The organism is Pseudoxanthomonas sp. LjRoot206 (genome assembly GCF_056175725.1).
In genome coordinates this window covers 260,857-274,528 of sequence record NZ_JBGFFI010000005.1, presented here as the reverse complement: position 1 = coordinate 274,528, position 13,672 = coordinate 260,857, and the positions used below count along the sequence as shown (strand labels likewise).

At 67.8% G+C, this 13,672-nt stretch carries 12 protein-coding genes; 4 read left to right on the top strand and 8 right to left on the bottom strand.

The window, feature by feature from the left end; translation table 11 throughout:
* Positions 1 to 28 precede the first annotated feature (28 nt).
* Positions 29 to 1,291, top strand: coding sequence for a CynX/NimT family MFS transporter (locus AC04MD_RS16720; protein ID WP_475498399.1), 1,263 nt, complete (start codon positions 29 to 31; stop codon positions 1,289 to 1,291).
* 101 nt (positions 1,292 to 1,392) lie between these two features.
* On the top strand, positions 1,393 to 1,977 hold the full coding sequence (locus AC04MD_RS16715; protein WP_475498398.1) for a hypothetical protein: 585 nt from the start codon (positions 1,393 to 1,395) through the stop codon (positions 1,975 to 1,977).
* A gap of 3 nt (positions 1,978 to 1,980) precedes the next feature.
* Here AC04MD_RS16715 and AC04MD_RS16710 read toward each other — a convergent pair whose 3' ends face one another.
* Entirely contained in the window at positions 1,981 to 3,138 is a 1,158-nt protein-coding gene (locus AC04MD_RS16710) for an NAD-dependent epimerase/dehydratase family protein (RefSeq protein WP_475498397.1), read from the bottom strand.
* A complete protein-coding gene (locus tag AC04MD_RS16705; RefSeq protein ID WP_475498396.1) occupies positions 3,135 to 4,166 on the bottom strand; it encodes a Gfo/Idh/MocA family protein in 1,032 nt (343 codons plus the stop codon). Before AC04MD_RS16705 ends, AC04MD_RS16710 begins: the two co-directional genes overlap by 4 nt.
* Before the next feature lie 221 nt (positions 4,167 to 4,387).
* Between AC04MD_RS16705 and AC04MD_RS16700 the strand changes: the two genes are divergently transcribed.
* Complete coding sequence (locus AC04MD_RS16700; protein WP_475498395.1) at positions 4,388 to 4,822, top strand: hypothetical protein; 435 nt, start codon at positions 4,388 to 4,390, stop codon at positions 4,820 to 4,822.
* A 39-nt stretch (positions 4,823 to 4,861) separates the two neighbouring features.
* Here AC04MD_RS16700 and AC04MD_RS16695 read toward each other — a convergent pair whose 3' ends face one another.
* Together AC04MD_RS16695 and AC04MD_RS16690 are read right to left on the bottom strand one after the other, a co-directional pair.
* A complete protein-coding gene (locus AC04MD_RS16695; protein WP_475498394.1) occupies positions 4,862 to 5,755 on the bottom strand; it encodes a hypothetical protein in 894 nt (297 codons plus the stop codon).
* A gap of 13 nt (positions 5,756 to 5,768) precedes the next feature.
* Complete coding sequence (locus tag AC04MD_RS16690; protein WP_475498393.1) at positions 5,769 to 6,194, bottom strand: hypothetical protein; 426 nt, start codon at positions 6,192 to 6,194, stop codon at positions 5,769 to 5,771.
* A gap of 193 nt (positions 6,195 to 6,387) precedes the next feature.
* Here AC04MD_RS16690 and AC04MD_RS16685 point away from each other — a divergent pair, with 193 nt between their 5' ends.
* Positions 6,388 to 7,530 carry an NAD-dependent epimerase/dehydratase family protein gene (locus AC04MD_RS16685; protein WP_475498392.1) on the top strand — a complete coding sequence of 381 codons (1,143 nt, stop codon included), beginning with the start codon at positions 6,388 to 6,390 and terminating at the stop codon, positions 7,528 to 7,530.
* Between the two features lie 24 nt (positions 7,531 to 7,554).
* On the opposite strand, the gene AC04MD_RS16680 is transcribed toward AC04MD_RS16685, so the two are convergent.
* From AC04MD_RS16680 to AC04MD_RS16665, 4 genes are all read right to left on the bottom strand, one after another.
* Positions 7,555 to 8,502: a hypothetical protein gene (locus AC04MD_RS16680; RefSeq protein ID WP_475498391.1), complete on the bottom strand. Its 948-nt coding sequence runs from the start codon at positions 8,500 to 8,502 to the stop codon at positions 7,555 to 7,557.
* 150 nt (positions 8,503 to 8,652) lie between these two features.
* Positions 8,653 to 10,140: a DUF1501 domain-containing protein gene (locus tag AC04MD_RS16675; protein ID WP_475498390.1), complete on the bottom strand. Its 1,488-nt coding sequence runs from the start codon at positions 10,138 to 10,140 to the stop codon at positions 8,653 to 8,655.
* Between the two features lie 7 nt (positions 10,141 to 10,147).
* Positions 10,148 to 12,022 carry a DUF1800 domain-containing protein gene (locus AC04MD_RS16670; RefSeq protein WP_475498389.1) on the bottom strand — a complete coding sequence of 625 codons (1,875 nt, stop codon included), beginning with the start codon at positions 12,020 to 12,022 and terminating at the stop codon, positions 10,148 to 10,150.
* 109 nt (positions 12,023 to 12,131) lie between these two features.
* On the bottom strand, positions 12,132 to 13,535 hold the full coding sequence (locus AC04MD_RS16665; protein WP_475498388.1) for a GntP family permease: 1,404 nt from the start codon (positions 13,533 to 13,535) through the stop codon (positions 12,132 to 12,134).
* Positions 13,536 to 13,672 lie beyond the last annotated feature (137 nt).

The window sequence follows — 13,672 nt, the reverse complement described above, 5'->3', positions numbered from 1 at the left end:
TCGTATGCCGTCGACGATAATGGCGACCATGGACTCCACCAAGACTCAATCGACCGCGCCAGCCTCCCTCTGGTCCGGTCGCGGACTGGTGCTGCTCGGCATCGTGCTGTCCGCGTTCAACCTGCGCACGGCGGTGACCTCGCTCACGCCGTTGCTGGACACGCTGGGCGATACCTTCGGTTTCGGCGCGACCATGACCGGGGTGTTCGGCATGCTGCCGACCGCCGCGTTCGCGCTGTTCGGGGTGGCCACGCCGGCGCTGGCCCATCGCATTGGTCTGGAGCGAACGGCGTTGCTGGCGATGCTGCTGGCGATGCTGGGCCTGCTGCTGCGCAGCGCCGCGGGCGATATGACGGCGCTGATGGCGGCCTCGCTGACCGCACTGGCGGGCATGGGTATCGGCAACATCGTGCTGCCGCCGCTGGTAAAGCGCTACTTCGCCGATCGCGTCGGCACGGTCAGCACGCTGTACATCACCGTGCTGCAGGCCGGCACCATCCTGCCTGCGCTGGTGGCGGTGCCGGTGATGGAAGCGGCAGGCTGGCGGATCTCGCTGGGCCTGTGGGCGGTATTCGCGGCCGCGTCGGCGGTGCCGTGGTGCCTGGTGCTGTGGCGGGAGCGGCAGCGTACGTCCTCGCTCGCGCGGATGCACGATGCTGCCGTCACCGTCGACGACGAAGCGCCCGAGCTCGCCGCACCGCGCCCCACCGGCCGCGCCTGGCGCTCGCCGGTGGCGTGGGGCATGGCGCTGATGTTCGGCATGACCTCGCTGGTGACGTATTCCATGTTCACCTGGTTGCCGAAGCTGCTGGTCGAAGCCGGTGGCACGCCGGCGCTCGGCGGCACGATGGTGGCGCTGTTCTCCGCGCTGGGGCTGGTGGCGTCGCTGACCATGCCGCAGATCGCGGTACGCATGCGCAATCCCTTCATCGTGGTGGTGGTCTGCGCGGGCTTCTATGCCGCCGCGTTTACCGGCCTGCTGATCGCGCCGATGGCCGCGCCGTGGTTGTGGGTGGCCCTGTTGGGCCTGGGCCCCAGCACGTTCCCGCTGTCGCTCACCATGATCAACCTGCGCACGCGCACGCCGGAAGGTTCGGCCTCGCTGTCCGGTTTCATGCAGGGCGTGGGCTATTCGCTGTCCTGCGCCGGGCCACTCGCCTTCGGCCTGCTGCACGAACACACGCATGGCTGGACGCTGCCGATGGCGTTCCTGGGCGCGTGCATCGGCGTGCTGGTGATCGGTGGCTACCTGGCCTGCAAGCCGCGGTATCTCGAAGACACCTGGCATTGATCCGGCGCGACCGGCGGGCGCCGTCCGCGCATGCCTCTCGTTGACACGTCTTCGATGGCGGCGAAATACTCGGCGCCGTCCTGTCCGGCAAGGAGTCGCCAGTGCCAACCTTGGTGCCGCACGCATGCATTGCGACCTCGATCCTCTGCGCCGCGCTCGCCTTGGCGTCTGCGCCGGCCTTCGCGACGGACATGGACGACTCCGCCGCCCAGCTTCGCCGCCTGCAGGCGCTCATCGACAATGACAACGAGGACGTGCCGCCGGCGCTGCTCGAGTCCGGTGCCTGCGCGGTCAGGGTGCTATCCGGCGTGCTGCTCTACCGCCGCGATCCCGACAGGTACCGCAATGCGCTGTTCGCCGAACTCGTCATAGACGACTACGCGGAAAGATCGGCGGGCAAGTACAACGAGATCGGGACCGACGAGGCCGTGTCGGCCATGGACGCTGCCAGCGTCGCGCCGGCGGGCATTACCGACCAGCGGATCCAGATGGTGATCGGCTTCTGCGCCCTCAAGGACAGGAACCTCTGGATGAAAGCCCGCGATGGCGGTCGCCTCTCGTTGGCCCGCTCCTTTCGCGGTGCGGCCTTGGCTTCGCTGCTCAAGGGGACGGACGAGGACACGGTGGCCATCACGAGCGCGATCGACGCCCATACCGCCAGCCGCCACCCTTCGCCGACGCCGTAGTCCTCAGATCATCCGCGCAAACCGCATCCAGTCCGCGGTGCGTTGCGCGCCGAGGTCGAACGAGTGCGCGGGCATCCAGCCCAGCTTTTCCTTGGCCAGGCCGTTCGCCACCCAGGAGCGGTAGGCCTCGCGTACCACCCGGTTTTCGCTGGGCATGCGTACCGCAGGGGCGTCCTCGACGTGCGCGGCGGGGCGACGGCCCTGCAGTCGCGACTTGATCATGATCTTCTGCTCGGGGGTGATGCGACGGGCGACCATTTCCTTGGTGCCGCGGATCAACTGGCCGAGCGACGGAATGGTGCCGAGCTGGGCATGGAAGGCGGGCGAGACCGCCAGCCGCACCGCCGCCTTGACGCTGTCGCGCGCCCGCGGCTGCCTGGCTTTCCAGTACGCGGCGATCTCGTCGAGCGAATGGTCGTGGACGGTCTTCGCGCCCTCCACCATGCCGGCGAAGGTGGTGATGAAATCGCCCCACGTGGTGCGGCCGTCGCCGTTGATCAGGAACGCGCCGCCGACCGCGTCGTCGCGCTCGAGCGACGCCATGATCGCGTCGCAGACATCGTCGACGTAGACCGCGTTGCAGATGCCGCGGCCGCCGTCGACCAGGCTGATCTTGCCCGCGCGCGCGTCCTGAACCACCGGGGTGACGAAGAAGCTGAAAGGTCCGTAGACGATGGTCGGGCGCAGGATGACGGTCTCCAGCGCGCCGCGCTTGCCGGCGGCCGCGACCACCGCCTCGGACGCCGCCTTGGCATCGGAATAGACCTCGCCCCAGCGCTCGATCGGCGCCGTGGCCTCGGTCAGCACCTCGGGCTTCGGCGACGGCCCGTGCACCGCCATCGAACTGACGTGGACGAAGCGGCGCACGCCGGCGCGCGTGCAGGCGTCGACGAGCTGCCGCACCTGCTTCCCGGCGCTCTGGTCGTCGCCATGGGCGAGGTTGACCACGGCGTCGCAGCCGTCCACCGCACGCGCCAGGCTGGCGGCATCCATCATGTCGCCGGCCACCAGGTCGACATCGAGCCGGGCGATGCGCGCGGCGCGCGAGAAGTCGCGCACCATCGCGCGGTACGGCAGGCGGTACTGGAGCGACAGCAGTTCGCACAGGCGCGAGCCGATGAAGCCGGTGGCGCCGGTGACCAGGATCCGGGTCGGCGTCATGCCAGGGCCTCCCTGTGCGCCATCCACGGCTGCGCCATCGGCGTGCGCCGGGCATAGGCGGTTTCGATGACGGCCAGCGCCCGCAGGGCGGATTCGCCGGTCACGAACGGCGCACGCCGTTCGCGGACCGCGCCGATGAAGTCTTCCAGTTGCAGGCGGTAGTGGCTGCGCGCGTCCCAGTGCCGGGCGCACGGGATCTGCATCTCCATCGGCCCGCGGCGCGTGTTCCTGTGCAGGGCCAGCATGCGCGGTTCCGAGGTCGACGCTTCGAGCGTGCCGCGATCGCCGACGACCCGGATGCTGCGGCGCAGGCGGTGCGACCAGCTGAATTCCAGGCGCGCCGGCACCGGACGCCCGCCGATCTGCAGGGTGCCGGTGAGCTTGGCGTTGCTCTCGAAGCCGCCGAAGGCATCGTCCTCGTAGGCGATGTGGTCGAGATCGCCGAACAGCCAGAGCATGCGGTCGAGCAGGTGCACGCCGGTGTCGAAGAGGACGCCGCCGCCGGTCGCGCTGCGGTCGAAGTAGCTGTTGCTCGCCATCGGCCAGTCCAGCAGGGCGCCGTCCTCGACGATGACCTCGCGGACCTCGCCGATCTCGCCGTCGTCCACCAGGTCGGCCAGCCAGCGGTTGTGCGGGAAGAACCGCATCATCAGCGCGACGGCCAGCACGCGGTCGGTCCTGCGCGCGGCATCGACCATCTTCTGGCCATCCGCGACGGTGATCGCCAGCGGCTTCTCGCACAGCACGTCGATGCCCATTTCCATCAGTTGGATGGCGACGGGCGCATGGAAGCGCGGCGGAACCGCGACGATGGCGGCGTCAACCTTGCCGGCGAGGTCGGCGAGCTCGGTGGTGATCTCGGCCTCGATCCCGCTGGTCAGCGCGGTCCGCGTCGCATTGCTGCGATCACGGTCGCACAGCACGGTCACCTCGACGCGGCGGTCCGCCACGATCACCGGCAGGTGCGCCTCGCGGGTGATCGCCCCGCATCCGACAATGCCCAGCCGCACGGGCCGGTTGGTATCCACGCTCGTCAAGGTTCCTTCCCCCTGTCCACATCCCCGACACGCAAATAGGGGGGCAAAGCGGCCATGGGCGGCGTGCCCTGCCGGAGTGCGAACGCGGGTGTTGCGCGATCAGCGGACGATCAGCGGGCGCCGGTCTCCGGCCACCGCTGGATTGACGCGTTTCGGCGAGGGCAGGAATACTGGTGCGGACCGCGACACGGAAGGGATGCACAAGCCTCGCCATGAGGATCGAGCCGCTGCCAAAACCCTCCCTGACGACGGCATGCTTCGCTGCACCGTTGATTACGCCCATCGTCGCCATTCCGGTGGCGGCGTTGTTGCCCGGCATGTACAGCAGCGCCTTCGATATCCTGATCGCGCTCCCCTTCGTGATTGTCGCGTCCCTGATCTACGGGTATGCAGGGATGATTGTCGTGTGCCTGCCATTGATGCTGCTGTTGAAGTACTTCAACAAGCTCTCCGCATTGACGTTGTGTGCATCCACCACCATCGTCGGCAGCGCCATCTGGATGACGATGTTCGTCGTTGGCTCGACGCCCGAATCCGCTTCCGCGCACGTTCGGGTTTTGCTGGTGGGCGCAGTCTGCAGTTTCGCGGTGAGCGCGTTTTTCTGCATCCTCGGCGAGATTCCGTGGCGCCGTTGGTACGTGCGCTGACGATGCGATCGGGCATCGCACGCCCCATCCTGCGAAACCTTACCCCAGCTTGATCTCCAGCTTCTGCCGCATCTGCTGGCGGAACGTCGTCGCCAGCGCGGCGAATCCCGCACCGGTCGGGTGCATCTCGTCGAACCACTGGTGGCTGGTGGTCAGCACGCCACGCAGGTCGACGAAGTCGAAGACCTTGCCGGTGGTGCGATCGTCGCGCAGCGGGACCAGCACGCGCTCGACGAAGCCGTCGATCAGCAGGCGGGCGAACTCGCGCTGCTGTTCGATACGCGGCAGCACGTGCGCCACCTTGTTGCCGATCCAGGGACCGACGCCTTTCTTCAGCAGCGCGGCCGCGCCCAGGTTGCCCAGCGTCAGCTGCGCGGGCCGGCCGAGTTCGCGCGGGTAGTCGTAGGTGTGCGCCAGGATCGGCGTGTGCGGGCGGATCGCCTGGAACGCGGTGACGAAGGCGCGGTAGCGCGCCAGCACCTCGTCGTAACGGCCCGTGTCGACCACGCGCTGGAAGGCGGCGGCGGGGCTCATCGGCGACGCCCCCCGAAACGTCGTCTGCAGGAAGGTATCGACGAAATCGTTGCCGCCGGCGCTGATCAGCACCAGGTCGAATTCGAAGCCGCGGTACCAGGTGGACAGGTCGCGGATGCCGCGCGCGGTGAACATGTCGACCGCCAGGTCGCCGCTGTCCTCGGTGCGGAAGAACAGGCCGCCTGCGCCGAACAGCGGCACGCCTTTCTTCTCGTCCTCCGGCGCCGGGAACACCAACCAGTCCAGCAGGTTCATCGACAGCGGCGTGGAGAACCACGAGTCGCCTTCGCAGAACACGATGGGCGTGGAGGCGAAGGCATCGGGTTTGCGGGCGAGGGCGCGGTACAGCGTGCGGAACTCGCCGCGGCGGGTGGTCATCAATGACTGCGAAGCGGGCATCGCACATCTCCTTTCAGGTGGCCCCTACACGGGACCAACGCACATGGCGGGCAGGGGCGGCCGCGAAAGCCGGCGTGGTGTTGGGCTGGGCGTGAGGCCGCTTAGCGCCGTCGATGCCCCGATCCTGCACCCTTCTTCTCACAGAAGCGTCCGGCGTTCGATGTTTCTGATCGGTCGTTCCATCAGAAAGATCGGGCGTTGGATGTTTCTGATTGGTCATTCCATCAAAAAGACCGGGCGCTGGATTTTTTTGACCGGTCGTTCCATCATAAAGACCGGGCGTTGGATGTTTTTGATCGGTCGTTCCATCGAAACGATCGGACATTGGATGTTTTCGATCGGTCATTCCATCGAAACGATCCAACGGTGGATGTTTTTGATCCGTCGTTCCATCAAAAAGATCCAACGCCGGATGTTTTCGGCCATCTTGCGTACGCAAGGGGGCGGCGGCACCGGGTCCCGCTGCCTTTGTGGTCGCCCCGGGGCCTGACGCCTTCCGCGACCCGTGTCCCGGCTGTTCATGGCATGGTCCGCGCGGGCGGAACAGGAAGTCACACCGACTTCCGGCAGGGGTAGGGCGCCGGCGACGGTGCTATCTAGTCGCTTCCTGACCGATGCTGGGGAGCACTCGCATGACCACCCGTCGTGACCTGTTCAAGCTGGGCGCACTGGCCGCCGCTGCCGCCGCGCTGCCGTCGTTCGCCTCCGCCGCCAGCGAGTCCAAACCCGTCGGCAAGGCCGCCAAGCCGCTGAACATCCTGATCCTCGGCGGCACCGGCTTCACCGGTCCGTTCCAGGTCGAGTACGCGCTCAAGCGCGGCCACAAGGTTACCCTGTTCAACCGCGGCAAGCGGCCGTCGCCGGAATGGCCGTCCGAGGTCGAACAACTGCACGGCGACCGCAACACCGGCGACCTGTCCGCGCTGAAAGGCCGCACGTGGGACGTCTGCATCGACAACCCCACCAGTCTGCCGTTCTGGGTGCGCGATGCGGGCCAGGTGCTGAAGGGTAACGTGGGCCACTACCTCTTCATCTCCACCATCTCGGTCTATGCCGACGGCAGCAAGCCCGGCATCAACGAGACCTCCGCACTGGCGCAGTACAAGGGCAAGGACGCGATGGCGGAAACGCAGGAGTCGCTGCGCGCCGACATCGGCAACCTGTACGGCCCGCTGAAGGCGCTGAGCGAAGCCGAGGCGCACACGCAGTTCGGCAAGAACGTCACCATCGTGCGGCCGGGCTACATCGTCGGTCCGCGCGACGAGACCGACCGCTTCACCTACTGGCCGCACCGGGTGGCGCAGGGCGGCGAAATCCTGGTGCCGGGCGAGGGCAGCGATCCCATCCAGATCATCGACGGCCGCGACCTGGGCGAGTGGATGATCCGCCTGGCCGAAGCCAAGACCACCGGCGTCTTCAATGCCTGCGGTCCGGACTACACCTTGTCGATGGACGCCATGCTGCATGGCTGCCAGGCCGTCACCGGCGGCGGCATGACACTGACCCACGTCACGCCCAAGTTCCTGGAAGAACAGCAGGTCGGCCTGCCGATCTGGGTGCCGTCGAAGGACAGCGAGTACGCTGGCTACGGGTCGGTCAGCAACCAGCGCGCGATCGCTGCCGGCCTGACCTTCCGTCCCCTCGCCACCACGGTGCAGGACCTGCTGGCGTGGTTCCGCAGCCTGCCGGCCGAGCGGCAGGCCAAGCTCAATGCCGGCATCACCCGCGAGAAGGAAGCGGAACTGCTGAAGGCGTGGCACGCGCGCAAGGCGTAAGCCAGGCGCGTCGCGCGATGCTGCTCATGGCGGCGCGCACTCCTGCCGGTGCACGTCGGGGGTGTGTCCGAAAGGGGCGCCTCGCACGTGAGCTGCGAGCGTCGGCTGTTTTCGCAGGTAGTCCGATGCCTGCGCATGTGCACGTGCCACAGAAGCACTGTCCAAGTCCTGCTCGAGGTTTCGCACGACTTGCTCAATGAACGACTGCGTTGTCGAGAATCGCTGTTCGTCGCGCATCAGGGATTGCGCATACATGTAGAGCGCGAGCGCCTGTGATCGATCCGGCGCCACCGTTTGCGCCAACAGGTGGCGTCGGAAGTGCGGGGCCGGACTATGGGCCGCGGCAAGCGCCATGATTGTAGGCAGGTCGCCTGCGGCGACGGCGCGCCGCGCCACGGTCTCCGCTTCGTGCTGGTACACGCGCAGGTTGTCGAGGTTATCCAGTGTCTCGTTCGTGCGGAACGCATTGCCGACGGCATAGTGGCGCATCGCCGCGACATTGCCGCCGAGGGCCGCGCTCCGCCAATACTGCAGGCGTCGGGAGGCACTGATTGGCGCAACGCCCTCGCAGTGCTCGCTTTCTCGCAGGAGTTGTTCGGCTCCCGCGGACATCGCCTGTTGACTCTGGCGGATCACCGTCTGGAGCTCGGGCGCCATCTGGGCGCCCGACGACAACCGAGTGTTCGCCGGCCTCATGACCTCGGACATGCTGGACAGCTGCGCCGCGATGCGGTCGCAGTACTCCATTTCGGCCGCGAGCCTGCAGGCGGCATCCGGCTCGCCCGCATCCGCTCGCGCACGCAGGTCAGGCAGGACCTCGCGCAACGGTCGTTGCGGATCCGGCAACGGCAGGTTGGGCGGACGTTGCCTGGGTGCGGCGAACTCCGGCGGTGATGGGGATGTATGTGTGCCGGTGGCGCCGGATGCGATTGCGGTGACGCGGGCTGGTACTTGGGGCGTCACGGATTGCATGTGCCCCATCCACCACCCCAAGCCACCTGCCGCCATCACCACCAGCGATGCGGCGAACCAGCGAAACCTAGGCATCCGAGCGTCCTCCCATCGTCCATGGCGAGCGACTAGCTCACCATGGTGATGGTGCGACGGCAAGCGGCGTGTGGATCAGCGCTCGCGCCGCACCAGCATGCGATCGACGGGACCACGGCGCTGCCAATCCGGCACGACGCGCTCGACGGGCGCTTCCGCCGCCAGCGTCGGGGACGAGGTATCCGGCGCCACCAGCGACGGAATCGAGGCGGCCGTCGCCGCCGCGCGCTCGTCGACCTTCGGTGCCAGGTCGGTGCCCTGCACGATGCCGAGCGGCGCATAGCCGGTGTAGCCGGGGAAGACCTGGCTGAGGTTGGCGTTGCCCATGCGGCGGATCAGGATGTCCGACATCACGCGGCGATAGTCGGTGGTCACCGGCACATCGCCGAAGGTCGGCGACAGGGTTTCCGGATTCAGCCCGGGCCAGCTGCCGTAGAAACGGCGTCCATTGACGGGACCGCCCAGCACGAGCATCGGATTGCCATAGCCATGGTCAGTGCCGCCATTGGCGTTGGCGCGCACGCGGCGGCCGAACTCCGACTGCACCACCACCGTCACGCGCGCCATCTCGCCGGTGCCGTTGAGCTCGGCGTAGAACGCCGACAGCGCCTGCGACAGTTCCGCGATCTTGTTCTGGTAGTAGTGGTACCCACTGCCGGCCGTGCCCTGGCCTTCGTGCGTGTCCCAGCCGCCCAGGTCGAGCGTGGCGTAACGCAGGCCCAGGTTGAAGCGGATGCTCTGCGCGATGGTCCACAGCTGCTGCGCGAAGTTGCCGGTCGGCCACGTCGCCGGCAAGCTGGCGTAGCCCTGCTGGCCGATCAGGCGCAATGCGCCGTCGGCGCGGCGGCCGCTGACCTCCATGCCGCTCTGGCCATTCCACAGCGACGCCACGGTTTCGCTGACGCCGCGCAGGCCGGCCGGCGAATCCGTCCGCGTGCGCTGCCAGCTCCACGCCGTGGTGTTGAGCGAGAAGTCGGACGGGCTGCTCATGGTCATCGCGTCGATCGCGCCCATCAGGCCGGCCGGCTGCGTGCCGCTCACGCCGAGCGCGGGCAGGGTGCCGGTGCCGTTCGGACGCGTTTCCCACGCGCGGGTCATCCAGCCGGTCGGCGAGCCGTATTTCCCGGGCGTGCCCAGGTCGATGTACAGCTGCGCATCGAAGTGGCTGCGCGTCACCGTGGTGCCCATGCCGCACGCGTGCACGACGGCCATCTTGCCGTCGTTCCACAGGTCGCGCAGGCCGGTGGCCGAGGGATGCAGGCCGAAGCCGGTGGCGGCGCCGCCGGACAGCGTCAACGGCAACGCACCGTAAGTGCCGCTGACAGCGATCTGCAGGCTGGGGCGCGCCTCCTCGTAGAAGCCGCGGTCCACGCCGTCGATGGGGATCACCAGGTTCAGGCCGTCGATGCCCCCGCGCAGGAACAGGTGCACGACGGTGTCGTAGCTGTTGACGGCGGCGTCGACGGGATCGGCGAACATCAGGCTGGCGCCCGTGGTGCCGACGATGGCGGCCGCGCCGCAGCCTTTGACGAACTCGCGTCGGGTTACTCGGAAGTCGGTCATCGGGGCCTCAGCGGCTCATGAATTCGGGGGTCATCAGGATCAGCGCCACCAGGCTGCGCAGGCGCTCGTGGTTGTAATGCCGCTTGAGGTCGCTGCCCTGCCAGGCGTTGGTGTCGGTGATGACGTAGCTGTTGGGATCGCCGTTCTGCGCCATGAAGGCGACCAGCGCCTGCTTGCGCGCCGCCTCGGGCTGGTAGCCCAGGATGCGCGTGCACCAGAAGGTCACCAGATTGTTCGCGGTCCAGTTGGCCACCGGCAGGTTGGCGCGCGTGGTGTCGACGATCGGATGCAGCGGCACCTCGCCGTCCTTGCTCTCGGTCAGCCAGCCCAGCAGGCGCCAGGTCATCGCGTAGGAGTTGGAGCCCGACCAGGCCAGGCCGCTGTCGGGATATCCATTCGGTGCCGGCCAGTTGTACGGCGTGTGGCCGGTGAACCCGTACAGCCACATGAAATCGCCGCTGCGGCCGTGGTCCAGGCGGATCGTCCAGTCGCCGCCCAGCGTGCGCATGGCGGCCACGGCGCAGTCGAACGGGCGACGGTTCTTCTGGCCGAAACTGTTGATGAAGTCGTCGGAATTCAGGATGTGCCGCAGCACCAGTTCGATCTGGTTCGACGCGCGCCAGTTGGCGCGGAAGATCGCCGCGGCGCTGTCGATCAGTGCCTGCTTCGGCGTATCGCTGATGAAGCGGCGGATCAGCTTCTTGCAGATGAACTTGGCCACGCGCGGATGGCTGGCCAGGCGGTCGAGCACGTCGCGGCCGTCCTTCAGCGCCGGCTGTTCCGGATAGATCAGCATGCCGAGCAGGAACTTGGGGCCGGCGTCGTGCCAGGACTGGCGATAGACGAAGGTGCCGTCGTTCTCGGTGGGGAACTGCCAGTGGCCGTTCTTCGCCGACCAGCCGGTGAAGGCGGCCGAGGTCTCGTACACGTCGATGTCGGTGTAGCCGATCGGATAGGCCGGGTCCTCGGGGCAGGGCGGGACCTGGAACGGGTCCATGAAGCCCAGGTAGTTCTCGGCGCCGAAGGTGTGCAGCTCCAGCAGCTCGCGGGCGAAGTTCTCGTTCGGGCCCGAGCGCGAATTGCTGATGTTGTCCAGGTAGTAGAGCATCGCCGTGCTCTGGGCCACCGCTTCCAGCATGGTGCGGAAGTTGCCCTTGGCGTTGGCGCGGATCACGTCGCGGTCGTAGTGGACGAACACCGGGCCGGTGCTGAAGTCGTTGCCCAGCACGTTGAAGTGGTCGTGCCAGAAGTTGACCAGCACCTCGCGCAGCTGCCGGCGCGAATGCACCGCGCGCACGAACGCCGCGCGCTGCACTTCGTTGGCGGGACGGATGCGGATGCTGTACTCCGGATCGGTCACGACGTGGTCGGCCCACAGCTGGCTCAGCGACTTGTTGAGCGTGGTGTAGCCGCCGGCGGTGAGGCGGTTGGTGACCGCACTGTCGTCGATCGCATCCCAGTTGAGCTGCCAGTCGACGTAGGCCGCCAGGCGCTGGCGGTCGCTGCTGCCCAGGGCGTTGAACTCGGTGACCGTGGCGGTGGTGGCGCCATAGCTGAGGTTGTTCAGCGCCTGCACCGCGAACGGCGGCCGCGCCATCGTCACCAGGCGCGGGTTCGACTGGCCCATCATCACGCGGCCGCCGCCCTCGGCGGCGACGGCAGCCGCTTCCGGTGCGGGCGTGGTGTCCTTCGGACTGGGGCGTTCGCCGCCGTTCCAGCCGTACAGCCGGTTCAGCCGCTGGCGGACCTGGGTGTCGAGGCTGGGCGCGGCCGCCTGCGGCTTCGTCTGGAGCGCGTCGAGGCGGGCACGCGTGCCGACGGTCTTGCGCCGCCATGACCCGCGCGCGAAGAGCCGACGCCACGGGACGGTGTAGTACGCCATGCGGATTTCCCTGACTTCCCCGGAATGCGGGAAGTATTGGTCATGCGCCGCGCGCGGTTTGCGACCGCGCGCACAGGCCGGTCACGCCGGTCGCGCCATCGGCCGCGTCTCAGACCCAACCTGTGGCGTAGAACACGCCGATGATGACGAAGACGGCCGTCGTCTTGATCAGGGTGATGGCGAAGATGTCCTTGTACGACTGCCGGTGGCTGAGGCCGGTGACCGCCAGCAGGGTGATCACCGCCCCGTTGTGGGGCAGCGTGTCCATGCCGCCGGACGCCATCGAGGCCACCCGGTGCAGCACGTCCATCGGGATGCCGGCGGCGTTGGCGTTGGCGATGAAGCTGTCGGCCATCGCCGCCAGCGCGATGCTCATGCCGCCCGAGGCCGAACCGGTGATGCCGGCCAGGGCGGTGACCGAGATCGCCTCGTTGACCAGCGGATCCGGAATGGCCTGCAGCGCGTTGGCCACGACGAGGAAGCCGGGCAGGGCGGCGATGACCGCGCCGAAGCCGTATTCGGACGCCGTGTTCATCGAGGCGAGCAACGCGCCGCCGATGGCGCTCTTCGTGCCCTCGGCGAAGCTGGCGAACACCGGTTTCCATGCGAACACGATGACCGAGGCGATGCCGACCAGCAGCGCGCCCTGCACGGCCCAGATGGCGGCGACCTTGGACACGTCCTGCACCACCGGCGCGGGATTGCCGATCACTGCGGGCACGAACGACTGGCTTTCGCCGTAGAAACCCGGAATCCAGCGGGTGAACAGGAAGTTGGCCACGCCGACCAGCAGCAGCGGCAGGATCGCGACCAGCGGATGCGCCAGCCGGTCGCCCTTGAAGGGTTCGGGTTCGTTGTGCAGTTCGTCCTGGCCGGCGTAGCCCTCGCCGTTGCGCGCGGCCACGCGGCGGCGCCATTCCAGGTAGGTCATGCCGACGATCAGGATGAACACGCCACCGAGCGTGCCCAGCACCGGTGCGGCCCAGCCGTTGGTGCCGAAGAACGAACTGGGGATGATGTTCTGGATCTGCGGCGTGCCCGGCAGCGCATCCATGGTGAAGGTGAACGCGCCCAGCGCGATCGTGCCTGGCACCAGCCGCTTGGGGATGTTGCTCTGGCGGAACAGTTCCGCCGCGAACGGGTACACCGCGAACACCACCACGAACAGCGACACGCCGCCGTAGGTCAGCAGCGCACACACCAGCACGATCGACAGCATCGCGCGCTGCGCGCCGACCACCCTGATGGTGCCGGCGACGATGGCCTTGGAGAAGCCGGAGATCTCGATCAGCTTGCCGAACACCGCACCCAGCAGGAACACCGGGAAGTACAGCTTCAGGAAGCCGACCATCTTGTCCATGAACAGGCCGGTGAACATCGGCGCGACCAGCGAGGGATCGGTCAGCAGCACCGCGCCCAGCGCCGCGATCGGCGCGAACAGGATGACGCTGTAGCCGCGGTAGGCCACGAACATCAGGAAGCACAGCGCGGCCAGCACGATCAGGAACGACATCCCACACCCCTCGGCCAGCGCCGGTTGCAAGTGCGGCGAGTATCGGCAGCGACGTGCCGGCCGTCCCCCTGTACGAAGGTACGATGCCGTCTGCACGGCCCGGCCTCTAGTGTTCGCTGCAATCGGCGGCATCCGTC

Excerpts from the sequence above, each read along its gene's own strand:
- AC04MD_RS16695 (WP_475498394.1), bottom strand. The coding sequence starts at position 5,755 with ATGCCCGCTTCGCAGTCATTGATGACCACCCGCCGCGGCGAGTTCCGC.
- AC04MD_RS16710 (WP_475498397.1), bottom strand. The coding sequence starts at position 3,138 with ATGACGCCGACCCGGATCCTGGTCACCGGCGCCACCGGCTTCATCGGC.
- AC04MD_RS16665 (WP_475498388.1), bottom strand. The coding sequence starts at position 13,535 with ATGTCGTTCCTGATCGTGCTGGCCGCGCTGTGCTTCCTGATGTTCGTG.
- AC04MD_RS16700 (WP_475498395.1), top strand. The coding sequence starts at position 4,388 with ATGAGGATCGAGCCGCTGCCAAAACCCTCCCTGACGACGGCATGCTTC.
- AC04MD_RS16675 (WP_475498390.1), bottom strand. The coding sequence starts at position 10,140 with ATGACCGACTTCCGAGTAACCCGACGCGAGTTCGTCAAAGGCTGCGGC.
- AC04MD_RS16670 (WP_475498389.1), bottom strand. The coding sequence starts at position 12,022 with ATGGCGTACTACACCGTCCCGTGGCGTCGGCTCTTCGCGCGCGGGTCA.
- AC04MD_RS16685 (WP_475498392.1), top strand. The coding sequence starts at position 6,388 with ATGACCACCCGTCGTGACCTGTTCAAGCTGGGCGCACTGGCCGCCGCT.
- AC04MD_RS16720 (WP_475498399.1), top strand. The coding sequence starts at position 29 with ATGGACTCCACCAAGACTCAATCGACCGCGCCAGCCTCCCTCTGGTCC.
- AC04MD_RS16680 (WP_475498391.1), bottom strand. The coding sequence starts at position 8,502 with ATGCAATCCGTGACGCCCCAAGTACCAGCCCGCGTCACCGCAATCGCA.